This is a genomic window from Streptomyces mashuensis (genome assembly GCF_014654785.1).
GTDB lineage: Bacteria > Actinomycetota > Actinomycetes > Streptomycetales > Streptomycetaceae > Streptomyces > Streptomyces mashuensis.
The window spans coordinates 82,147-104,169 of the sequence record NZ_BNBD01000013.1 but is presented as its reverse complement, the minus strand read 5'-3'; the positions used below and the strand labels follow the sequence as shown (position 1 = coordinate 104,169).

Sequence of the window (22,023 nt, the reverse complement as noted above, 5' to 3'; positions counted from 1 at the left end):
GCAAAGAGGTGCCCCCGGCCGCTGACGGCCGGGGGCACCTCTTGTTGCGTCCATCGCTCAGGAGCGCTGGCCGAACCAGTCCGGCGCGGGCGCCGTGGTCTGGGCCGGGGCCGCCACGGGGGGTGCGGCCGGCACGGTCGCGGCGACCGGCTCGTACGGGTGCGGCTGCGCCGGCGTACGATCCTCGGCGGCGGGGCGCTCGCGGCCGGAGTGCTCGGCGCTGCGGGGGGCCGGGGTGTGCAGGCGGATCTCCGCCATGCCCTTCTTGAGGGCGGTGCGCAGCTTCTTGCCCAGCGGTACCTCGATGTAGCGCTGCATGAGCCAGGCGGCGCCCAGCATCACCACGACGAGGCCGGCCACGAGGAGCGGGGCGGGGACGCGGTCGCGGAGCGCGTAGATGATCGTCAGGCCGATGTACTGGTGCAGCAGGTACAGCGGGTACGTCAGGGCGCCGGCGGTGGTGAGCCAGCGCCACTGGATGCGGTTGAACCAGCCGTTCGCCATCATCGCCATGATCACGAAGGCGACCAGGACCATCAGCCGGGCCGGCCAGTAGGGGGCGCCCGGGTCGACGTTGTCCTTGACGCGCTTGATCATGTGGTGGTCGGCGAGCAGGAACGAGATGCCGACGATGCCCCACAGGACGGCGGTGGGCCGGTAGCGGTACATCAGGTAGAAGGCGATGCCGGCCACGAAGTAGGGGGCGAACAGCGGCATGGCCCAGGTGGTGAGCAGCTTGTTGTTCACCGAGGGGGCGATGACCGCGGCGACCGTCCAGACGCCGCAGAACAGGACGCAGCGGCGGTAGGTGACGCCCATGGCCACGACGACGGCGAACAGCAGGTAGAACTTGAGCTCGGTGAAGAGCGTCCAGTAGACGCCGTCGACGTCCCACACGCCCAGTCCCTGCTGGAGCATGGTGAGGTTGGTGAGCACCACGTCGAGGTCGTGGACCTGGCGGACCTGCGGCCAGGTGATGATCACCCCGGCGGTGATCAGGACCGCCGCCCAGTATCCGGGATAAAGCCGGGACGCCCGGGAGATCACGAAATCACCCAGGGTCCGGCCCCAGGTGCTCATGCAGATCACAAAGCCGCTGATGAGAAAGAAGATCTCCACGCCGACCCAGCCGTACTGGGCGTATTTGTGCAGCGTGGGAAAGATCGTTTTGGGGCTGTGCCCCCAGCCGCCCTTCAGGGCGAGGTAGTGGTAGAACACCACCAGGAGTGCGGCCACCAGGCGGAAGCCGTCCAGGGCGTAGAGCCTGGGCGGGGCACCCGGGGCGGTTATCCGCCCGTCGTCGAGTGGCCCCCGTCGGGCGAAACGCATCCCGCCTTCTCCCTATCTGTTCGGTGTCTGCTCGGTATCTGCTCGGTCCAGGTACCTGGCGTCAGCGCATTCTCACAGAAATGCGACAAAAAATCGGCGCCTTCGGTCGTGAGAGAGCTCTCTTCTGGCATGAGGGCACCCGGCGGAGCGTACCCCCCGGAGCAATGCCCTCCACTCCCGCCCCGAGAACCGGAACCTTCCGCTCCAGGGTGACTGCGGGCCGCCGGGCCCTCCGTCCCCGGGACCGGGACCCGCCACCCGGGGCCCGTGGGATCCTGGAGACAGTCCCACGAGCGAGGAGCCCCATGGCAGCCAACCTGGTCAATCTGGAAGCCGTCGACAAGGTGTACGGCACCCGTGCCCTGCTCGACGGCGTCTCCCTCGGCGTCAACGAGGGCGACCGGATCGGCGTGGTCGGACGCAACGGCGACGGCAAGACCACCCTCATCCGCATCCTCGCCAAGCTGGAGGAGGCCGACAAGGGCCGCGTCACGCACGCCGGCCACGTCCGGCTCGGCGTCCTCACCCAGCACGACTCGCTCGACCCCGCCGCCACCATCCGGCACGAGGTCATCGGCGACCTCGCCGACCACGAGTGGGCCGGCAACGCCAAGATCCGCGACGTGCTCACCGGCCTCTTCGGCGGCCTCGACCTGCCCGCCTTCCCCCAGGGCCTGGACACCGTCATCGGCCCGCTCTCCGGCGGCGAGCGCCGCCGCATCGCCCTGGCCAAGCTCCTCATCGCCGACCAGGACCTCATCGTCCTCGACGAGCCCACCAACCACCTCGACGTCGAGGGCATCTCCTGGCTCGCCGGCCACCTCCGCGCCCGCCGCTCCGCCCTCGTCTGCGTCACCCACGACCGCTGGTTCCTCGACCAGGTCTGCACCCGCATGTGGGACGTCCAGCGCGGCACCGTCCACGAGTACGAGGGCGGCTACAGCGACTACGTCTTCGCCCGCGCCGAACGCGAGCGCATCGCCGCCACCGAGGAGGCCAAGCGGCAGAACCTCATGCGCAAGGAGCTCGCCTGGCTGCGCCGCGGCGCCCCCGCCCGCACCAGCAAGCCCCGCTTCCGCATCGAGGCCGCCAACGAGCTCATCGCCGACGTGCCGCCGCCGCGCGACAACGCCGAGCTGATGAAGTTCGCCAGCTCCCGCCTGGGGAAGACGGTCTTCGACCTGGAGGACGTCACCGTCACCGCCGGCCCCAAGCAGCTCCTCGAGCACCTCACCTGGCAGCTCGGCCCCGGCGACCGCATCGGCCTCGTCGGCGTCAACGGCGCCGGCAAGACGTCGCTGCTGCGCACCCTTGCCGAGGCCGCCGTCTCCGAGGGGGAGAAGCAGCCCGCCGCCGGCCGCATCGTCGTCGGCAAGACCGTCAAGCTCGCCTACCTCTCCCAGGAGGTCGCCGAACTCGCCCCCACGCTGCGCGTCCTGGAGGCCGTGCAGCAGGTGCGCGACCGCGTCGACCTCGGCAAGGGCCGCGAGATGACGGCGGGGCAGCTGTGCGAGAAGTTCGGCTTCACCAAGGAGAAGCAGTGGACGCCGGTCGGTGACCTTTCCGGCGGCGAGCGCCGCCGCCTCCAGCTGCTGCGGCTCCTCATGGACGAGCCCAACGTCCTCTTCCTCGACGAGCCCACCAACGACCTCGACATCCAGACCCTCACCCAGCTCGAGGACCTCCTCGACGGCTGGCCCGGTTCGCTCGTCGTCATCAGCCACGACCGCTACTTCCTGGAGCGCACCACCGACCGGGTCCTCGCCCTCCTCGGTGACCGCACCCTGCGCATGCTGCCGCGCGGCGTCGACGAGTACCTGGAGCGCCGCGAGCGCGCAGCGCAGGCCGCCGCCGCGCCCACCGTGCCCGCGCAGGCCGCGCCGGCGGCCGCGAAGGCCAAGCCGGCCGCCGACGCGCGCGCGGCGAAGAAGGAGCTGCAGAAGATCGAGCGGCGCCTGGACCGCATCGGCGAGCAGGAGGCGAAGCTGCACGAGCGCATCGCCGAACAGGCCACCGACTTCGAGGCGGTGGCGAAGCTCGACGCCGAACTGCGCGAGCTGGCGGCCGAACGCGAGGAGCTGGAGACCCGCTGGCTGGAACTGGCCGAGGACGCCTGACCGTTCACCCCCCAAGGGGGGATGCCGGGGCGCGCGGGCTGCGCACCCCGGCGCGCGGGTCCCGCGCCGGGCGCCCGGCGCTCGCGGCGCAACAGTCTCGTCACGGCCCGGTCTCAGGTGGTGGATTCGGCTGAGACCGGCCCGTGGCCCGTCGGTGGTGAGTGATACAAAGAACACCCGCTCGCCAGCCGCACACCGGCGGGATTCACACCCGATGCGCTCCTTCCCGGACGCACCCGGCCCCCGGGCCGCCGTGCCACCGGGATCGCGGGGGAGGCCGGTCGGGCCGTGGACCCGCGCAAAAGAGGAAAGCTGATGTCACAGCCGCCCCAGCCGCCCCAGCCACCGGCCCAGCCGGGCGGAGGCTTCGGCGCGCCGCAGGACCCGCCCGCCGGGGACGCCGGGGAGAAGCCCAAGCCCGGCGCCGGTTTCGGCGCGCCGCCGCCCTCGCAGCCGCCGGCCCCGCCCGCGCAGCCCCCCCAGCCGCCCGCGGCACCGGCGCAACCCGGTTACGGCTACCCCCAGGCACCCCAGGCACCCCAGGCACCCCAGCCGCCCCATGCCCCGCCGCCCCCGCCGGGCGCCCCCGGCGCACCCGGCGCACCCGGCGGCTACGGCTACCCGGCCGCGCCCCCGCCGGGCACCCCCGACGCCGCCGCGCACGCCGCCATGCCCACCCAGGCGTTCGGCGCCGCCGCACCCCCGCCGCCCCCGCCGCAGCAGCCCTACGGCGCCGCGCCCGGCGGCTACGGCGCGCAGCAGCCCTACGGCGCCCAGCAGCCGTACGGTGCCCAGCCGCCGTACGGCGGGTACCCGGGCCCCGGCCAGTACCCCGGCGCCCCGATGCCCGGCGGCCCCGGCTCCGGCGGCGGGTCCAAGCAGAAGATGGCCATCATCGTGAGCGCCGTCGTGGCCCTCGCGCTGGTCGTCGTCGGCGGCGTCTGGTTCGCCACCAAGGGCGGTGGCGGCGACGAGCCGAACGCCAAGCCCACCGGCCAGGCCAGCGGCAACACCAAGGGCGGCGGTGGCGGCGGCAAGGACCTGCCGAAGAACGCCGACGCCAAGCTGCTGTTCAGCGTCGACCAGCCCATCGCCGACGACCTCGTGTCCGTCAAGGGCATGTGGGCCACCGACCAGGTCTTCGCCAAGGTCGACCTGTACAAGGTCGTCGGCTACGGCCTGTCCGGCGGCAAGAAGTGGGAGCTGCCGCTCGACGGCGAGATCTGCTGGGCCTCCCGGCAGGCCACCGCCGACGGCAAGACCGCCATCCTCGTCAAGGACGGCAAGCCCAGCGCCGACAAGAAGTACGGCGGCCCCTGCACGCAGGTCATCGCCTTCGACCTGAACAACGGCCGCAAGCTGTGGCAGAAGACCGCCAAGGACGGCGACGACGACGTCCGCTTCGACGAGGTCACCGTCGGCGGCGGCACCGTCGCCGCGGGCGGCGTCAGCGGCGGTGCCGCCTGGTCGCTCGCCGAGGGCAAGGAGCTGTGGAAGCCCAAGCGCGGCGAGGACTGCCGCGACGACGGCTACGCCGGCGGCTCCAAGCTCGTGGCCGTGCGCCGCTGCGGCGACTACGAGCGCCCGCAGATGCAGGTGCAGACCCTCAACCCGGCCACCGGCGCCGTCCAGTCGAGCTTCAAGGTGCCCTCGGGCCTGCAGTACGTGCACGTGGCCTCGACGAACCCGCTGGTGATCGCGGTCGACGCGGGCACCTTCACGTCCGACTTCATGGCGATCGACGACAGCGCCAAGGAAGGCAAGCTGCGCAGCAAGATCTCCACGGAGAACAAGAAGTACACGCCGCGCTGCCCGGCCACCGACGTCGAGGGCTGCTTCAAGGTCGCGGTCAGCAAGGACATGCTGTTCATGCCGACCGAGGACCACCAGAGCGGCAACTCCGACGTGATCGGCCGCATCAACGAGATCGTCGGCTTCGACCTCGCCACCGGCCAGGCCAAGGGCAAGGCCGAGGGCACCGCCGGCTCCACGATGATCCCGCTGAGCACCGAGCAGGACGGCTCCGTCATCGCCTACCAGGGCGCCACCTACCGCCTCGGCGGCAAGGTCGTACGGATCGACTCGAAGACCTTCAAGACCGAGGTGCTGCTGAAGAACCCGGCCGAGTCGGCCGACAGCGAGAGCAACCTGTCGCCCGACATCCACCCCGCCCTGTGGGCGCAGAACCGGCTGTTCCTGGGCGGCGAGTACGCCCGGGAGAAGCAGCGGTCCTACGGCCTCGGCAAGGAGTACCTGGCCATGGTGTTCGGCGCCAGCTGAGCCCACGGGGGTGATCCCGGTGCGATTCCGGGGCGATCCCGGGGCCGCCCCGGGGCGCCCGCCGACTGATCACCGGTGAGCGCTCCGGGCGCATCCCTGGCGTAACCTGCCGGAAGCCTGCCGTATCCCTGTCCATCGCGCGTACATGCCTGAACGATCCGTTTCAGTCGCGAAGTACACGTGATTGGCAGGGATTTCGGCATTCCGGGGGACTTCTCACCGGTAGGGGGCGCGGAACGTCGAACAAGCGTGTAGCTTCCGGAGACAAGAGGGTGCCGGGGAGACGCGCGCGGGCGCCAGGGGTGGCGACGGGCGATCAGGGGGGAAGCACAATGGGCGTGCGGCTCATGGTGGTCGACGACCATCGTCTGCTGGCCGAGGCCCTCGCCTCGGCACTGAAGCTGCGGGGCCACCGCGTGCTGGCCGCCGCCGCACCGAGCGCCGGCGCGGCCGAGCTCGTCATCAGCCGCGCCCCGGAGGTCTGCCTGCTCGGCACGGCCTCCCCGGCCGAACCGGGCGTCTTCGACCCGGTGGTGCGCATCAAGCGGGAGCGGCCCCAGGTCGCCGTCGTCGTGCTCGGCCCCGTGCCCAGCCCCCTCGGCATCGCCGCCGCCTTCGCCGCCGGCGCCTCCGGCTACGTCCGGCACAACGAACGCATCGAGGGCGTCGAGCGCGCCATGATGAAGGCCCGCGCCGGCGAGGCCGCCGTCGACCCCCAGCTGCTCCAGGGCGCCTTCACGGAGCTGCTCAACCCCGCCGTCCAGCCCGACGACGAGGGCGCCCGGCTGCTCCAGCTGCTGACCCCGCGCGAGGTCGAGGTGCTGGTCCGGGTGGCCGAGGGCGAGGACACCCGGCTGATCGCGGCGGGCATGGGCATAGCGCCCAGCACGGCGCGCACGCACGTCCAGCGGGTGCTGATGAAGCTCGGCGTCGGCTCCCGCCTGGAGGCCGCCGCGCTCGCCGCCCGCACCGGCCTGCTGGACCGCGCCACCACCGGCGTCCCCGCCCAGCCCACGGCCCCGCCGCCCGCGCCCCCGCAGGCCCCCGGCCCCCCGCCGGGCCTCCAGCGCGGCCTGCCCCCGGGCCCGCCCCGCCCCCCGACGGCCCGGTAGACGCCCGGGGACGGGGCGCGGGCCGCGCCGGGCGCCCGGGTGCCGGCGGCCGGACGGACGGGCGGCTGCCGGGCGGCCGGACGCGGGTGCCGCGCGGCCGGGGGTGGTTGACCGCCGCCCCCGCGCGTGATTCGTTGGGTGCCGGTGCGGTCCCGGCGGCCCGTGCGTCCCCTGCGGTCCGCGCCACGCGTGCGGCACCGCAGCACCGCGGTGACTGAGGAGCGCGGAGGAGGGCGGTGTGGCGGTGTGAAGAAGACGGCGACCCGGCTGTCCGACGGCCGTGAGCTGCTCTACTACGACTCCCACGGCAACGCCGGCCGCGACGCCCCCGACCTGCGTGGCCTGCCGCCCGCCGCACCCGCCGTCGAGGTCCGCCACGACGTGCTCCTCGGCGAACACGTCGCCATCGCCTCCCACCGCCAGGACCGCACCCACCTCCCGCCCGAGGGCGCCTGCCCGCTGTGCCCCTCGCGCGACGGCCGGCTCACCGAGATCCCCGCCGCCGACTACGAGGTCGCCGTCCTCGAGAACCGCTTCCCGTCCTTCGCCGGCGCCACCGGCCGCTGCGAGGTCGTCTGCTTCACCGCCGACCACCACGCGTCCTTCGCCGGCCTCGGCGAGGACCGCGCCGCCCTCGTCCTCGCCACCTGGACCGACCGCACCGCCGCCCTGTCCGCCCGGCCGGGCGTCGCCCAGGTCTACTGCTTCGAGAACCGCGGCGAGGAGATCGGCGTCACCCTCGCCCACCCCCACGGCCAGATCTACGCCTACCCCTTCGTCACCCCGCGCACGGCCCGCATGCTGGAGACCACCGCCGCCCACGCCGCCCGCACCGGCGGCCGCAACCTCTTCGACGACGCCGTGGCCCGCGAGTACGCCGACGGCCGCCGCATCGTCCTCGACGGCGACCACTGGGTCGCCCACGTCCCGTACGCCGCCCGCTGGCCGTACGAGGTGCACCTGCACCCCCGCCGCCGCGTGCCCGACCTCACCGCGCTCGGCGACGCGGCCCGCCGCGAGTTCCCCCGCGTCTACCTGGACCTGCTGCGGCGCTTCGACCGCCTCTTCGGCGACGGCCGGCCCACGCCCTACGTCTCCGCCTGGCACCAGGCGCCGGTACGCCACCCCCACCGCGCGGAGTTCGCGCTCCACCTCGAGCTCTTCACCGTCCGCCGCGCCGCCGGAAAGCTGAAGTTCCTCGCCGGTTCCGAATCCGGCATGAACGTGTTCGTCAATGACGTGCCGCCCGAGGCCGCGGCACGACGACTGCGGGAGGTAGCCGGTCCGTGAGCGGGAAGCACAGCGAGAAGTACCTGGTCACCGGGGGCGCCGGCTATGTCGGCAGCGTCGTCGCCGCCCACCTGCTGGCCGCCGGCCACCAGGTGACCGTCCTCGACGACCTCTCCACCGGCCACCGCGACCTCGTCCCCGCCGGCGCCGCGTTCACCGAGGGCCGCGTCCAGGACGCCGCCCGGCACCTCGACGCCTCGTACGACGCCGTCCTCCACTTCGCCGCCTCCTCCCAGGTCGGCGAGTCCGTCACCCACCCCGAGAAGTACTGGCGCAACAACGTCTGCGGCACCCTCGACCTGCTCACCGCCATGCGCGACGCCGGCGTCCGCCGTCTCGTGTTCTCCTCCACCGCCGCCACCTACGGCGAGCCCACCGCCGTCCCCCTCACCGAGACCGCGCCCACCGCGCCCACCAGCCCCTACGGCGCCACCAAACTCGCCGTCGACCACATGATCGCCGGCGAGTGCGCCGCGCACGGCCTCGCCGCCGTCTCCCTGCGCTACTTCAACGTGGCCGGCGCCCACGGCCCGCACGGCGAACGGCACGTCCCCGAGACCCACCTGATCCCCCTCGTCCTCCAGGTCGCCCTGGGCCGCGCCGACGCCGTCCGGGTCCACGGCGAGAACTACCCCACCCCCGACGGCACCTGCGTCCGCGACTACCTCCACGTCGCCGACCTCGCCGAGGCCCACCTCCTCGCCCTCACCGCCGCCCGCCCCGGCCGGCACCTCGTCTGCAACCTGGGCAACGGCACCGGCTTCTCCGTCCGCGAGGTCGTCGAGACCGCCCGCAAGGTCACCGGCCACGCCATCCCCTGCACCACCGGCCCCCGCCGCCCCGGCGACCCCGCCGTCCTCGTCGCCTCCGCCGACCGCGCCCGCGACCTCCTCGGCTGGCGGCCCACCCGCACCGACCTCGCCGGCATCATCGCCGACGCCTGGGACTTCGCCCGCCGCGACGCCGCCCCCACCACCCCGTGACCACCGCCGCCCGCGCGGCCACCGCCTTCCGGGCCCGCTACGGCACCGGCTGCGCCGGCGTCTGGGCCGCCCCCGGCCGCGTCAACCTCATCGGCGAGTACACCGACCTCAACGAGGGCTGGGTGCTGCCCCTCGCCCTGCCCCACGCCACGTACGTCGCCGCCCGCCCCCGCGCCGACGGCGTCCTGCACCTGCACTCGGCGGCCGCCCCCGGTGTCGTCCGCGTCCGCGCCGGCGACCCGGCGCCCGGCTGGGCCGCCTACCCCGCCGCCGTCGTCCGCGCCCTGCACGAGGCCGGGGCCGCGGTGGGCGGCGCCGACCTGCACGTCGAGAGCGACGTCCCCACCGGCGCCGGCCTGTCCTCCTCGGCCGCGCTCCTCGTCGCCACCGCCCTCGCCCTGGACGGCCTGTACGGGCTCGGGCTGGCCCGCGAGGACATCGCCCGCCTGGCCCGGCACGCCGAGAACGCCCACGTCGGCGTCCCCTGCGGCGTCATGGACCAGACCGCGTCCGCCTGCTGCACCGAGGGCCACGCCCTGCACCTGGACACCCGTCACCTGACGTACCGGCAGCTGCCGCTGCCGCTCGCCGCGCAGGGGCTGCGGCTGCTGGTCGTCGACACCGGCGTGACCCACGCCGTGGGCGCCGGGGAGTACGCGCGGCGGCGCGACGGCTGCCACGAGGCGGCGCGGGCCCTGGGCGTCCGCGCCCTGCGTGACGTGCCGTACGAGGAGCTGGAGCCGGCCACCGCCGCCGTACCGCCGCGGCTGCGCGGGCTGCTGCGGCACGTCGTCGAGGAGAACCGGCGCGTGGCCGCGGTCGCCGCGCTGCTGACGGCCGGGGACCTGCGGGCCGTCGGGCCGTGGCTCACCGCCGGCCATCGCTCGCTGCGCGACGGCTTCCGCGTCTCCTGCCCCGAGCTGGACCTGGCCGTGGCGGCGGCCTGCGCGGCCGGGGCGCTGGGCGCCCGCATGACGGGCGCCGGCTTCGGCGGCTCGGCGGTGGTGCTGGTGGAGGAGGCGGGCGCGGACGAGGTGGGACGCGCCGTCCGGGACGCCTTCGCGACCGCAGGGTTCCGGCCGCCGCGCGTCTTCCCAGCTGTTGCGGCGGCGGGCGCACGCCGCGTGGCGTGACGGCGCTCGGCGTGATGGCGCGAAAGTGTTGTGAACCGGACGTTCACCGCCTCAATACTGAACAGAAAGCTCACCATAAACAGCTGGGCCAGGCAGTTTTGCCAATCGGCTTCCGATGCCCCACCCCGGCCGTACGCTGATGCACAGCGTCGGTGGGGGCCGACGCTGATCAGGGGGCGAGACAGGCAGGTACGACGCCCGGGGCGGGGTCCTGGCGGGACACGGCGGCGGCCGTGCGCCTGCGACGGCCCCGGCTCCGGGCGCCGTACCCGCACTGCCTTGCCGTCGGGACTTGGGGGTGGTTGTGGCACGTATTCGGGTCTTGGTGGTCGACGACCACCGCATCTTCGCCGAGTCGCTGGCCGCCGCCCTCGCGGCGGAACAGGACGTGGACGTCTCGGCAGCCGGCAGCGGGCCGGCGGCGCTGCGCGCACTGGAGCGCGCGGCCGGTGAAGGACGGCGCTTCGACGTCCTGCTGATCGACGCCGACCTCGGCACGGTCGGCCCGGACCCGGCGCAGCAGGCGCCGCGTCCGGCCGGGCCACCGGGGCCCACGGGGCCGCCGGGACACGCGGCACACGCCGGGCACGAGAGCGGCGGCGGGCCGGGCGACGGCGTGGTGGACGGCATCTCGCTGGTGGCCCGGGTGCGCGCCGCGCATCCCGGGGTGCGGACGGTGGTGCTGGCCGAGCGGGACGACCCGCGGCGCGCGGCCGGCGCGCTCCAGGCGGGCGCGGGCGGCTGGGTCGCCAAGGACTGCTCGCTGTCGCGGCTGCTCGCGGTGATCCGCGGGGTGCTGCGGGACGAGACGCATCTGCCGCCCGCGCTGCTCACGGGCGTGCTGCGGGAGCTGACGGCGGCGCGCAAGCACCGTACGGAGAGCGAACGGCTGGTGGAGTCGCTCACGCCGCGCGAGCGCGAGGTGCTGCGCTGCATGGTGGCGGGGCTGGGCCGCAAGGCGGTGGCCGAGCGGCTCTACCTCTCCCCGCACACGGTCCGTACGCACATGCAGAACGTGCTGGGGAAGCTCGGCGTGCACTCCACGCTGGCCGCGGTGGCGCTGGCGCGCCGGGCCGGGGTGGGGCCGGCCGACCTAGCCGGGGACGTTGTCGAACGGGGCGGTCAACTGGCGTAGCAGTCCGGCGAGTTCGCCGCGCTGGGCGGGGGACAGCTCGGCGAGGATCGCGCGCTCCTGGGCGAGCAGCCCGGCCAGTGCCTGGTCGGCGCGGTCCCGTCCCTCGTCGGTGAGGCGGACGAGCACGCCGCGCCGGTCGTTGGGGTCGGGTTCGCGGCGGACCAGGCCGCGCTTGGCGAGGCGGTCGATGCGGTTGGTCATCGTGCCGGAGGTGACCAGGGTCTGGGTCAGCAGCTGCCCGGGGGAGAGCTGGTAGGGCGCGCCGGCCCGGCGGAGCGCGGTGAGGACGTCGAACTCCCACGGTTCGAGCTCGTGCTCGGCGAAGGCGGTGCGGCGCGCGCGGTCGAGGTGCCGGGCGAGCCGGCTGACGCGGCTGAGCACCTCCAGGGGCTCCACGTCGAGGTCAGGGCGCTCTCGGCGCCAGGCTGCCACCAGTCGATCGACCTCGTCCTCCATGAGGTCAGTGTAGTAGGTGTGTCGACATGAAGTCTCTTGACGTCGAGATATTTGCGGGGTGATGCTGGCGGCATGTCGCAGCCCGCCTGGGACCCGGCCCAGTACCTCCGGCACGCCGACCACCGCACCCGCCCCTTCCACGACCTCCTCGCCCGCGTCCCCGACCCGGCCCGCCCCGCACCCCGCATCGCCGACCTCGGCTGCGGCGCCGGCAACGCCACCGCCCTCCTCGCCCGCCGCTGGCCCGACGCCCACGTCACGGGCCTCGACAACTCCCCGGCCATGCTCGAACGCGCCGCCGCCCACGCCGGCCCCCGCCTGGCCTTCCGCCACGCCGACCTCACCACCTGGACCCCGCACCCCGGCACGTACGACCTGCTGATCTCCAACGCCGCCCTGCAATGGGTCCCCGGCCACGCCGACGCCTTCCCCGCCTGGCTCGCCGGCCTCACCCCCGGCGGCACCCTCGCCCTCCAGGTCCCCGGCAACGACCCCGCCCCCAGCCACACCCTCCTGCGCAACCTGTGCACGACCCCCCGCTGGCGCACCCGCCTCGCCGAGGTGGGCAACCGCACCCTCGACGGCCTCACCCCGCAGGAGTACCTCGAACGGCTGACACAACTGGGCTGCGAGGTCGACGCCTGGGAAACGACCTACCTGCACGTCCTCCAGGGCGACGACCCCGTCCTCGACTGGATGCGCGGCACAGGCCTCCGCCCGGCCCTCACAGCCCTGGCGGACGACGAGGAGGCGACGACGGCCTTCCTCGACGAATACGGGGCCCTGCTCCGCGAGGCGTATCCGAGGCGCCCGTACGGGACGGTGTTCCCGTTCCGGCGGGTGTTCGTGGTGGCCCGCACCCAGGGCTGACGGCCACCACACGCACCCTCAGTTCTTCCGGTGCCCCACCAGTCGCGGCTTCGGCTCCAGGCCGTCCAGGCCGTGCCAGGCCAGGTTCACCAGGTGCGCCGCCACCTCGGCCTTCTTCGGGCGGCGTACGTCCAGCCACCACTGGCCGGTCAGCGCCACCATCCCCACCAGCGCCTGCGCGTACAGCGGCGCCAGCTTCGGGTCGAAGCCCCGGGCCTTGAACTCCAGGCCCAGGATGTCCTCCACCTGCGTCGCGATGTCACTGATCAGCGACGCGAACGTCCCCGTCGACTGCGCCACCGGCGAATCCCGCACCAGGATGCGGAAACCGTCCGTGTACTGCTCGATGTAGTCCAGCAGCGCGAACGCCGCCTGCTCCAGCAGCTCCCGCGGATGGCCCGCCGTCAGCGCGCCCGTCACCATGTCGAGGAGCTGCCGCATCTCCCGGTCGACCACGACCGCGTACAGCCCCTCCTTGCCGCCGAAGTGCTCGTACACCACCGGCTTGGAGACCCCCGCCTTCGCGGCGATCTCCTCCACCGATGTGCCTTCGAACCCCCGCTCGGCAAACAACGCGCGACCGATGTCCAGCAGCTGCTCCCGGCGCTCCGCGCCCGTCATCCGTACCCGGCGCGGGCGCGAGCGCCGCGCCGGCGCCGGGGAAGTCGGGCCGTTGTCTCCGGAGGTCCTGCTGTCGATCGCCACCCGACCATCATGCCGCCTGAGCGGCGCCTTCCTTCTCCGGGGACCGGCGCCGCGACGCGATCCGGTTCGCGTCCGGCCACCGCACGTCGTACGCCCAGCCCGCCTTCTCGAACCAGCGGATCAGCCGCGCGCTCGAGTCCAGCTGGCCCTTCAGCACCCCGTGCCGCGCCGACGTCGGGTCCGCGTGGTGCAGGTTGTGCCACGACTCACCGCACGACAGCACCGCCAGCCACCACACGTTCCCCGACCGGTCCCGCGACTTGAACGGCCGCTTGCCCACCGCGTGACAGATCGAGTTGATCGACCACGTCACATGGTGCAGCAACGCCACCCGCACCAGCGACCCCCAGAAGAACGCCGTCACAGCCCCCTGCCACGACCACGTCACCAGGCCCCCCACCAGCGGCGGCAGCAGCAGCGACACCACCGTCCACAGCACGAACTGGCGCGAGATCGCCCGGATCACCGGGTCCTTCACCAGATCCGGCGCGTACTTCTGCTGCGGCGTCTGCTCCTCGTCGAACATCCACCCCACATGCGCCCACCACAGGCCCTTCAGCAGCGCCGGCACGCTCTCCCCGTACCGCCACGGCGAATGCGGGTCACCCTCCGCGTCGGAGAACTTGTGGTGCTTGCGGTGATCCGCCACCCACCGCACCACCGGGCCCTCCACCGCCAGCGACCCCATGACCGCCAGCGCGATCCGCAACGGCCGCCGCGCCTTGAACGCACCGTGGGTGAAATACCGGTGGTAACCGATCGTGATGCCATGGCAACCGATGTAGTACATCGCCGTCATCAGCCCCAGATCCAGCCAGCTCACCCCCCAACCCCACGCCAGCGGCACCGCCGCCAGCAGGGCCAGGAACGGTACGACGATGAACAGCAACAGCGTGATCTGCTCGACCGACCGCCGCTGCTCGCCGCCCAGTGTGGCGGAGGGCAGCGCGGTCTCCTGGGCCTTCGGCGCGTCTTCCAGCACGTCGGGGCTTGCAGTCATGAAGATCCCTCGGGGGGTTCGGGGGCTTGGCTACGGTTCCGTAACCTACGGCGACGTAAGTATGGCAGGGCCCGGCCCCCCGGCACGAGGCCGCAGGCAACCGCGTCGCCCCGCGACCTATGCTGGTGACCGTCGGACAGCGCGGTCCGCCACCCCTCCAGATGCACGGAAACACCGCAAGGAGCCGCACCTGTGAGCAGTGCCGACAACACCAACGCCGCCCTGCGCGCCGACATCCGCCGTCTCGGTGACATCCTCGGCGAAACCCTGGTCCGCCAGGAGGGTGAAGAACTCCTCGACCTCGTGGAACGCGTCCGCGCCCTCACCCGCACCGACGGCGACGCCGCCGCCGCGCTCCTCGGCCGCACCGACCCGCAGACCGCCGCCAAGCTGGTCCGCGCCTTCTCCACCTACTTCCACCTGGCCAACGTCACCGAGCAGGTGCACCGCGGCCGCGAGCTGCGCGCCCGCCGCGCCGCCGAGGGCTCGATCCTCGCCCGCACGGCCGACCAGCTCAAGGACGCCGACCCCGACCACCTCCGGCAGACCGTCGAGCACCTCGGCGTCCGCCCCGTCTTCACCGCACACCCCACCGAGGCCGCCCGCCGCAGCGTCCTCAACAAGCTCCGCCGCATCGCCCAGCTCCTCGACACCCCCACCACCGGCACCGGCGACAAGCGCCGCACCGACCTCCGCCTCGCCGAGAACATCGACCTGCTCTGGCAGACCGACGAACTGCGCGTCGCCCGCCCCGAACCCACCGACGAGGCCCGCAACGCCATCTACTACCTCGACGAACTCCACGCGAGCGCCGTCGGCGACGTCCTCGAGGACCTCCAGGCCGAACTCGACCGCGTCGGCCTCACCCTCCCCGCCACCGCCCGCCCCCTCACCTTCGGCACCTGGATCGGCGGCGACCGCGACGGCAACCCCAACGTCACCCCCCACGTCACCCGCGACGTCCTGATACTGCAGCACGAACACGGCATCACCGACGCCCTCGCCGTCGTCGACGACCTCCGCGGCGCCCTCTCCAACTCCATCCGCAACAGCGGCGCCACCGAGGAACTCCTCACCTCCCTCCAGCGCGACCTCGAACTCCTGCCCGAGATCAGCCCCCGCTACAAGCGCCTCAACGCCGAAGAGCCCTACCGCCTCAAGGCCACCTGCATCCGGCAGAAGCTCCTCAACACCCGCGAACGCCTCGCCCGCGACACCCCCCACCAGGAAGGCCGCGACTACCTCGGCACCGCCGAGCTCCTCGCCGACCTCCAGATCCTCCAGGACTCCCTGCGCGCCCACCGCGGCCGCCTCATCGCCGACGGCCGCCTCGAACGCGCCATCCGCACCCTCGCCGCCTTCGGCCTCCACCTCGCCACCATGGACGTCCGCGAACACGCCGACGCCCACCACCACGCCCTCGGCCAGCTCTTCGACCGCCTCGGCGAGGAATCCTGGCGCTACGCCGACATGCCCCGCGACTACCGGCGCAAGCTCCTCGCCAAGGAACTCCGCTCCCGCCGCCCCCTCGCCCCCAGCCCCGCCCCCCTCGACGCGGCCGGCGCCAAGACCCTCGGCGTCTTCCACACCATCCGCGACGCCCTCGAACGCTTCGGCCCCGAAGTCGTCGAGTCCTACATCATCTCCATGTGCCAGGGCGCCGACGACGTCTTCGCCGCCGCCGTCCTCGCCCGCGAAGCCGGCCTCGTCGACCTCCACGCCGGCTGGGCCAAGATCGGCATCGTGCCGCTGCTGGAGACCACGGACGAGCTCCGCGAGGCCGACCGCATCCTCGACGACATGCTCGCCGACCCCTCCTACCGCCGCCTCGTCGCCCTCCGCGGCGACGTCCAGGAGGTCATGCTCGGCTACTCCGACTCCTCCAAGTTCGGCGGCATCACCACCAGCCAGTGGGAGATCCACCGCGCCCAGCGCCGCCTCCGCGACGTCGCCCACCGCTACGGCGTCCGGCTGCGGCTCTTCCACGGCCGCGGCGGCACCGTCGGCCGCGGCGGCGGCCCCACCCACGACGCCATCCTCGCCCAGCCCTGGGGCACCCTCGAAGGCGAGATCAAGGTCACCGAACAGGGCGAGGTCATCTCCGACAAGTACCTCCTCCCCTCCCTCGCCCGCGAAAACCTCGAACTCACCGTCGCCGCCACCCTCCAGGCCAGCGCCCTCCACACCGCACCCCGCCAGTCGGACGAGGCCCTCGCCCGCTGGGACGCCGCCATGGACACCGTCTCCGACGCCGCCCACCACGCCTACCGGCGCCTCGTCGAGGACCCCGACCTCCCCGCCTACTTCTTCGCCTCCACCCCCGTCGACCAGCTCGCCGAACTCCACCTCGGCTCCCGCCCCTCCCGCCGCCCCGACTCCGGCGCCGGCCTCGACGGCCTCCGCGCCATCCCCTGGGTCTTCGGCTGGACCCAGTCCCGCCAGATCGTCCCCGGCTGGTACGGCGTCGGATCGGGACTGAAGGCGGCCCGCGAAGCCGGCCTCGACACCGTGCTCGACGAAATGCACGAGCACTGGCACTTCTTCCGCAACTTCCTCTCCAACGTCGAAATGACCCTGGCCAAGACCGACCTCCGCGTCGCCGGCCACTACGTCGACACCCTCGTCCCCGACGAACTCCGCCACGTCTTCGACACCATCCGCGCCGAACACGAGCTCACCGTCAAGGAAGTCCTCCGCATCACCGGAGAAGACGAACTCCTCGACTCCAACCCCGTCCTCAAGCAGACCTTCCACGTCCGCGACGCCTACCTCGACCCCATCTCCTACCTCCAGGTCTCCCTCCTCCACCGGCAGCGCCAGGCCGCCGCCCACGGCGAGGACCCCGACCCCCTGCTCGCCCGCGCCCTGCTCCTCACGGTCAACGGAGTGGCGGCGGGCCTCCGCAACACGGGCTGAGGACGGACGGACACAGACAGGCGGGGCGCCCCGAAGGGGGCGCCCCGCCTGTCTGTGTCCACGCTCAGGAGTTGTACGTGCTCTGGGCCCGCTCCAGACCCTCCAGCACCAGCGCCTCCACCGCGTCCGCCGCACGGTCCACCTGGTAGTCCAGCTCCTTGCGCTCCGTGGACGAGAAATCCTTCAGCACGAAGTCCGCCACCTGCATCCGCCCCGGCGGCCGCCCGATCCCGAACCGCACCCGGTGGTACGCCGGCCCCATCGCCTTCGTGATCGACTTCAGACCGTTGTGCCCGTTGTCGCCCCCGCCCAGCTTCAGCCGCAACGTGCCGTAATCGATGTCCAGCTCGTCGTGGACCACCACGATCCGCTCCACCGGCACCTTGTAGAAGTCCCGCAACGCCACCGTCGGACCACCCGACAGATTCATGAACGACATCGGCTTCGCCACCACCACCCGGCGCGACGACACCCCCGGCGCACCCAGCCGGCCCTCCACCACCTGGGCCCGCGCCTTGTGCGCCTTGAACCTCCCGCCCATGCGCTCCGCCAGCAGGTCCGCGACCATGAACCCCACGTTGTGGCGGTTGCCCGCGTACTCGGCACCCGGATTGCCCAGGCCCACGACCAGCCAGGGACTGCTGTCGTCCGTCATCTGCATGTCTCCTTCATACGCCAACCGCCGCCCCGCTCCGGACAAGGAGCGGGACGGCGGTCGGAGCGAAAACCCGAAAGGGCCTCGGTCAGCCCTTGACGACCAGCAGGTCGACGTGCTCCAGGAAGCCCTTCAGCGCGTCACGCTGGACCTGCTTCGGAACGACGACCTCGGTGCGGCCCTCGATGTCCAGGGACAGGACGACACCCGGGTTCTTCAGCGCCATCATCAGGTCGTGACCCGGCAGGGTGACGTGAACCGGCTCGGAACCGGAGCCGTAGACGACACCGGGAACGCGGTCCTCGCGACGGACACGGCGGGCGGCACCCTTGCCGAAGTCGGTGCGGATGGTGGCGGCGAGCTTGATCTCGGCCATGATGCACACTCCTCGTGAGCAGTTGAAGTGGACGGTCACCCGGCCACGACTGGCCTGCTACGAAGAGCGCGTCGATAACGGACCGCCGCACGCAACAGTGCGGCCTCCCTCGCCGAGCAACTCGAGGAGTCTACCCGGCGAAGGAGGCCGCCCAAAAATCGATCAGAAGCCGATCGGAAGTCGATCAGGAATCGACCAGAGAATGATCAGGAGTCGATCAGCCCAGCTCGTCGAAGAGGCTGGTCACCGAACCGTCCTCGAACACCTCACGCACCGCACGCGCGATCGTCGGAGCGATCGACAGCACCGTGATCTTGTCGAGCTCCAGCTCGTTCGGCGTCGGCAGCGTGTTCGTGAACACGAACTCGCTCACCTTCGAATTCTTCAGCCGGTCCGCAGCCGGACCCGACAGCACACCGTGCGTCGCCGTCACGATGACATCCGCGGCACCGTGCGCGAACAGCGCATCGGCAGCGGCACAGATCGTGCCACCCGTGTCGATCATGTCGTCGACCAGCACACACACCCGGCCCTTGACGTCACCCACGACCTCGTGGACCGTCACCTGGTTCGCCACGTCCTTGTCACGACGCTTGTGCACGATCGCCAGCGGCGCACCCAGACGGTCGCACCAACGGTCCGCCACCCGCACACGACCCGCGTCCGGGGAGACGACCGTCAGCTTGTCCCGGTCCACCTTCGCACCCACGTAGTCCGCCAGGATCGGCAGCGCGAACAGGTGGTCCACCGGACCGTCGAAGAAGCCCTGGATCTGGTCCGTGTGCAGGTCCACCGTCAGAATGCGGTCCGCACCCGCCGTCTTCATCAGATCCGCGATCAGACGCGCCGAGATCGGCTCACGACCACGGTGCTTCTTGTCCTGACGCGCATAACCGTAGAACGGCAGGATCACGGTGATGGAGCGCGCCGACGCGCGCTTCAGCGCGTCGATCATGATCAGCTGCTCCATGACCCACTTGTTGATGGGAGCCGTGTGGCTCTGCATCAGGAAGCAGTCCGCGCCACGCGCCGACTCCTGGAAACGGACGTAGATCTCACCGTTCGCGAAGTCGAAGGCCTTGGTCGGGACCAGGCCGACGCCCAGCTGGTGCGCGACCTCCTCGGCAAGCTCGGGGTGGGCGCGGCCGGAGAAGAGCATCAGCTTCTTCTCGCCGGTCGTCTTGATCCCGGTCACAGCACAGTCTCCTTGGATGTCGCTTTGTGTGCGCTTATCACGGTACGCCCCGCACGGCGTTCCGGTGTCACGGTCACTGCTCGCCCTCGGTGTCGGAAAGAGCGGCGGAAGCGGCCTGCGCGGCCGCACTACCCGGGCGCTTGCGCGCCACCCAACCCTCGATGTTCCGCTGCTGACCACGCGCGACGGCCAGCGAACCCGGGGGCACATCCTTGGTGATGACCGAGCCGGCCGCGGTGTACGCGCCGTCCCCGATCGTGACAGGAGCCACAAACATATTGTCCGAGCCCGTACGGCAGTGCGAGCCGATCGTGGTGTGGTGCTTGTTCACGCCGTCGTAGTTCACGAACACGCTCGCCGCACCGATGTTGGTGTGGTCACCGATCGTCGCGTCACCCACGTACGACAGGTGCGGGACCTTCGTCCCCTCGCCGACCTCGGCGTTCTTCATCTCCACGTACGCACCCGCCTTGGACTTCCGGCCCAGCCGCGTCCCCGGCCGCAGATACGCGAACGGACCCACCGTCGCGTCCTCACCGATCACCGCGGAATCCGCCACCGTGTTGTCCACACGAGCCCCGGCACCCACGGACGTGTCCTTCAGGCGCGTGTTCGGGCCGACCTCGGCACGCTCCGCCACATGCGTCGCACCCAGCAACTGCGTACCCGGGTGCACCAGAGCATCCGCCCCGAACGTCACCGACACGTCCACCCACGTCGACGCCGGATCCACCACCGTCACACCACTCAGCATCGCGGCCTCCAGCAGCCGCCCGTTCAGCAGCCGGCGCGCCTCCGCCAGCTGCACCCGGTTGTTGATCCCCAGGATCTCCCGGTGATCCCCGGCCGCGGCCGCACCCACCCGGTGCCCCGCCTCCCGCAGAATGCCGAGCACGTCCGTGAGGTACTCCTCGCCCTGGCTGTTGTCCGTCCGCACCTTCCCCAGCGCGTCCGCCAGCAGCTGCGCGTCGAACGCGAACACACCCGAGTTGATCTCCCGGATCGCCCGCTGCTCGTCGCTCGCGTCCTTGTGCTCCACGATCGCCGTCACGGCCCCGGTCGCCTCGTCCCGCACGATCCGGCCGTAGCCGGTGGCGTCCGGCACCTCGGCGGTCAGCACGGTCACGGCATTCCCGTCGGCGGCGTGCGTACCGGCCAGGTGCGCCAGCGTCGCGCCCGTCAGCAGCGGGGTGTCACCACAGACGACGATCACGGTCCCGTCGAGGGTGATCCCACCCTGCGCCAGCTCCTCCAGACCCATGCGCACGGCGTGCCCGGTGCCGTTCTGCTCGTACTGCACGGCGGTACGGACCCCGGGGTCGATCTCGGCGAGGTGCGCGGAGACCTGCTCACGGGCGTGGCCGACGATGACGACGAGGTGCTCGGGGTCCAGCTCACGGGCGGCGGCGACGACGTGCCCGACGAGGGACCGGCCGCAGATCTCGTGCAGGACCTTGGGGGTCGCCGACTTCATGCGGGTGCCCTCACCCGCTGCGAGGACGACGACGGCTGCCGGGCGGTTGGCGCTCACGGGTGTGCCCTTCGGCTTCGAGGGGGTGGACACCCGCAGGATACCGGGGGGTGAGCGGGGGGTAACGAGCGCGGGTCCTGACCTGGGAGGTCAGGACCCTGTGAAATCGAACTTTGGGCTCCCGGGGAAGGAATCGAACCCTCATTCAACGGACCAAAACCGTTTGTCCTGCCTTTAGACGACCCGGGATGGCTTGCGCGTTATGTCCGATTATGGTGATCGGTTGCGCGCGCAGAAGACACTATGCCGTACCACCAGCCTTCGATGCGACGGTACAGGTCGGCGCTGTCCAGAACGCGCACGATGAGGCAGCCGCGATAGTGCTCGCCGACGTTTTTGCGCACCGTCTTGGGGTTGTGCTTCTTGAGTGTCGTCTTGCCCAGGCCGGTGATGTCGACACCGACCAGGTCGGCCCAGAACTGCTCGACGGCCGCCACATTCGCGTTCTCGTGGACCATCACGTGGAACCGCAGCCGCTCTGGCTTCACGCCCAGCAGGGCGAGCCACCTCAAGTACAGGTAGATCACATCGGGGTCGCTGTTGATGAAGGTGGCGCGTTCGCTCGGCCTGTGCGGCTTGCTCTTCGTCCCCTCGGCCCAGTAAAGGGCCACGCCGGCGATGAAGAGGTCCCGGTCCGTCATTGCTCCGATCTCGGCCGTCGCCGCCCGCTTGACCTCCTCCCGCTTGGCGTCGCGCGCCTCCCGGTACGGCGCCCAGCGCGCCTCCGACATCTCCCGCATCTGCTTCACCGTCTTGCGTGGCTTCGGCAGATCCCGCACCCACAGCGACACCGAGCTCTTCGCCACTCCCAGCTCGGCCACGATCTCGTCGTACGTCTTCCCGGCCCGGCGCAGTTCGCGCGCCCGGTCCCGCATTTCCGGTTTGGCTTGAACCATGGCGGCAGCTTCGCCTCGTACGTCAGGTGGAATGGCGCATACCT

17 protein-coding genes, 1 tRNA gene and 1 pseudogene are annotated in these 22,023 nt (G+C 72.1%); 9 read left to right on the top strand and 10 right to left on the bottom strand.

Annotation, left to right across the window (positions count from 1 at the left end; genetic code table 11):
- Window positions 1-57: 57 nt before the first annotated feature.
- On the bottom strand, window positions 58-1,329 hold the full coding sequence (locus tag IE305_RS25855; protein WP_190132158.1) for an acyltransferase family protein: 1,272 nt from the start codon (window positions 1,327-1,329) through the stop codon (window positions 58-60).
- 305 nt (window positions 1,330-1,634) lie between these two features.
- Between IE305_RS25855 and IE305_RS25850 the strand changes: the two genes are divergently transcribed.
- The 7 genes from IE305_RS25850 to IE305_RS25820 all read left to right on the top strand — a co-directional run bounded on the left by IE305_RS25850 (window position 1,635) and on the right by IE305_RS25820 (window position 11,379).
- On the top strand, window positions 1,635-3,446 hold the full coding sequence (locus IE305_RS25850) for an ABC-F family ATP-binding cassette domain-containing protein (RefSeq protein WP_190132157.1): 1,812 nt from the start codon (window positions 1,635-1,637) through the stop codon (window positions 3,444-3,446).
- Between the two features lie 315 nt (window positions 3,447-3,761).
- Complete coding sequence (locus IE305_RS25845) at window positions 3,762-5,726, top strand: PQQ-binding-like beta-propeller repeat protein (RefSeq protein ID WP_190132156.1); 1,965 nt, start codon at window positions 3,762-3,764, stop codon at window positions 5,724-5,726.
- A 332-nt stretch (window positions 5,727-6,058) separates the two neighbouring features.
- Entirely contained in the window at window positions 6,059-6,838 is a 780-nt protein-coding gene (locus tag IE305_RS25840; protein ID WP_229891531.1) for a response regulator transcription factor, read from the top strand.
- 246 nt (window positions 6,839-7,084) lie between these two features.
- On the top strand, window positions 7,085-8,128 hold the full coding sequence (gene galT, locus IE305_RS25835) for a galactose-1-phosphate uridylyltransferase (protein ID WP_190132155.1): 1,044 nt from the start codon (window positions 7,085-7,087) through the stop codon (window positions 8,126-8,128).
- Entirely contained in the window at window positions 8,125-9,111 is a 987-nt protein-coding gene (gene galE / locus IE305_RS25830) for a UDP-glucose 4-epimerase GalE (RefSeq protein WP_190132154.1), read from the top strand. The genes galT and galE overlap by 4 nt, the downstream gene beginning before the upstream one ends.
- Entirely contained in the window at window positions 9,108-10,244 is a 1,137-nt protein-coding gene (galK, locus tag IE305_RS25825; RefSeq protein WP_190132153.1) for a galactokinase, read from the top strand. Before galE ends, galK begins: the two co-directional genes overlap by 4 nt.
- A 304-nt stretch (window positions 10,245-10,548) precedes the next feature.
- A complete protein-coding gene (locus IE305_RS25820; RefSeq protein ID WP_229891529.1) occupies window positions 10,549-11,379 on the top strand; it encodes a response regulator transcription factor in 831 nt (276 codons plus the stop codon).
- Here IE305_RS25820 and IE305_RS25815 read toward each other — a convergent pair.
- Window positions 11,338-11,835: a MarR family winged helix-turn-helix transcriptional regulator gene (locus IE305_RS25815; protein WP_190132151.1), complete on the bottom strand. Its 498-nt coding sequence runs from the start codon at window positions 11,833-11,835 to the stop codon at window positions 11,338-11,340. The two genes, IE305_RS25820 and IE305_RS25815, sit on opposite strands and share 42 nt — an antisense overlap.
- A 72-nt stretch (window positions 11,836-11,907) precedes the next feature.
- Here IE305_RS25815 and IE305_RS25810 point away from each other — a divergent pair, with 72 nt between their 5' ends.
- Window positions 11,908-12,705 carry a trans-aconitate 2-methyltransferase gene (locus IE305_RS25810; protein WP_190132150.1) on the top strand — a complete coding sequence of 266 codons (798 nt, stop codon included), beginning with the start codon at window positions 11,908-11,910 and terminating at the stop codon, window positions 12,703-12,705.
- An 18-nt stretch (window positions 12,706-12,723) separates the two neighbouring features.
- On the opposite strand, the gene IE305_RS25805 is transcribed toward IE305_RS25810, so the two are convergent.
- Together IE305_RS25805 and IE305_RS25800 are read right to left on the bottom strand one after the other, a co-directional pair.
- On the bottom strand, window positions 12,724-13,404 hold the full coding sequence (locus IE305_RS25805; protein ID WP_373311747.1) for a TetR family transcriptional regulator: 681 nt from the start codon (window positions 13,402-13,404) through the stop codon (window positions 12,724-12,726).
- Window positions 13,405-13,417: 13 nt separating this feature from the next.
- Window positions 13,418-14,410: an acyl-CoA desaturase gene (locus tag IE305_RS25800; protein WP_190132148.1), complete on the bottom strand. Its 993-nt coding sequence runs from the start codon at window positions 14,408-14,410 to the stop codon at window positions 13,418-13,420.
- A 192-nt stretch (window positions 14,411-14,602) separates the two neighbouring features.
- On the opposite strand from IE305_RS25800, the gene ppc reads away from it, so the two are divergent.
- Window positions 14,603-17,326, top strand: a complete 2,724-nt coding sequence (gene ppc / locus IE305_RS25795; protein ID WP_190132147.1) for a phosphoenolpyruvate carboxylase — start codon at window positions 14,603-14,605, stop codon at window positions 17,324-17,326.
- A 64-nt stretch (window positions 17,327-17,390) separates the two neighbouring features.
- On the opposite strand, the gene pth is transcribed toward ppc, so the two are convergent.
- The 6 genes and pseudogenes from pth to IE305_RS25765 form a co-directional block, all read right to left on the bottom strand.
- Window positions 17,391-17,981 (bottom strand): aminoacyl-tRNA hydrolase, encoded by a 591-nt coding sequence (pth, locus tag IE305_RS25790; protein WP_190132146.1) that lies wholly within the window; start codon window positions 17,979-17,981, stop codon window positions 17,391-17,393.
- A gap of 94 nt (window positions 17,982-18,075) precedes the next feature.
- A pseudogene (locus tag IE305_RS25785) lies at window positions 18,076-18,357 on the bottom strand (50S ribosomal protein L25); the annotation flags it as partial.
- A 217-nt stretch (window positions 18,358-18,574) separates the two neighbouring features.
- Window positions 18,575-19,552 (bottom strand): ribose-phosphate diphosphokinase, encoded by a 978-nt coding sequence (locus IE305_RS25780; protein WP_190132144.1) that lies wholly within the window; start codon window positions 19,550-19,552, stop codon window positions 18,575-18,577.
- Between the two features lie 73 nt (window positions 19,553-19,625).
- Window positions 19,626-21,083: a bifunctional UDP-N-acetylglucosamine diphosphorylase/glucosamine-1-phosphate N-acetyltransferase GlmU gene (gene glmU / locus IE305_RS25775; RefSeq protein WP_190132143.1), complete on the bottom strand. Its 1,458-nt coding sequence runs from the start codon at window positions 21,081-21,083 to the stop codon at window positions 19,626-19,628.
- 118 nt (window positions 21,084-21,201) lie between these two features.
- Window positions 21,202-21,272: transfer RNA gene (locus IE305_RS25770), tRNA-Gln, on the bottom strand.
- An 11-nt stretch (window positions 21,273-21,283) separates the two neighbouring features.
- The gene (locus IE305_RS25765) at window positions 21,284-21,979 is read right to left on the bottom strand and encodes a hypothetical protein (RefSeq protein WP_190132142.1); all 696 of its coding nucleotides are present in this window, start codon (window positions 21,977-21,979) and stop codon (window positions 21,284-21,286) included.
- Window positions 21,980-22,023: the final 44 nt, after the last annotated feature.

What these genes read in the sequence shown, in the direction of transcription:
- IE305_RS25855 (WP_190132158.1), bottom strand. Translation starts at nt 1,329, where the DNA reads ATGCGTTTCGCCCGACGGGGGCCACTCGACGACGGGCGGATAACCGCC.
- IE305_RS25850 (WP_190132157.1), top strand. Translation starts at nt 1,635, where the DNA reads ATGGCAGCCAACCTGGTCAATCTGGAAGCCGTCGACAAGGTGTACGGC.
- IE305_RS25845 (WP_190132156.1), top strand. Translation starts at nt 3,762, where the DNA reads ATGTCACAGCCGCCCCAGCCGCCCCAGCCACCGGCCCAGCCGGGCGGA.
- IE305_RS25840 (WP_229891531.1), top strand. Translation starts at nt 6,059, where the DNA reads ATGGGCGTGCGGCTCATGGTGGTCGACGACCATCGTCTGCTGGCCGAG.
- IE305_RS25815 (WP_190132151.1), bottom strand. Translation starts at nt 11,835, where the DNA reads ATGGAGGACGAGGTCGATCGACTGGTGGCAGCCTGGCGCCGAGAGCGC.
- IE305_RS25810 (WP_190132150.1), top strand. Translation starts at nt 11,908, where the DNA reads ATGTCGCAGCCCGCCTGGGACCCGGCCCAGTACCTCCGGCACGCCGAC.
- IE305_RS25800 (WP_190132148.1), bottom strand. Translation starts at nt 14,410, where the DNA reads ATGACTGCAAGCCCCGACGTGCTGGAAGACGCGCCGAAGGCCCAGGAG.
- pth (WP_190132146.1), bottom strand. Translation starts at nt 17,981, where the DNA reads ATGACGGACGACAGCAGTCCCTGGCTGGTCGTGGGCCTGGGCAATCCG.
- IE305_RS25765 (WP_190132142.1), bottom strand. Translation starts at nt 21,979, where the DNA reads ATGGTTCAAGCCAAACCGGAAATGCGGGACCGGGCGCGCGAACTGCGC.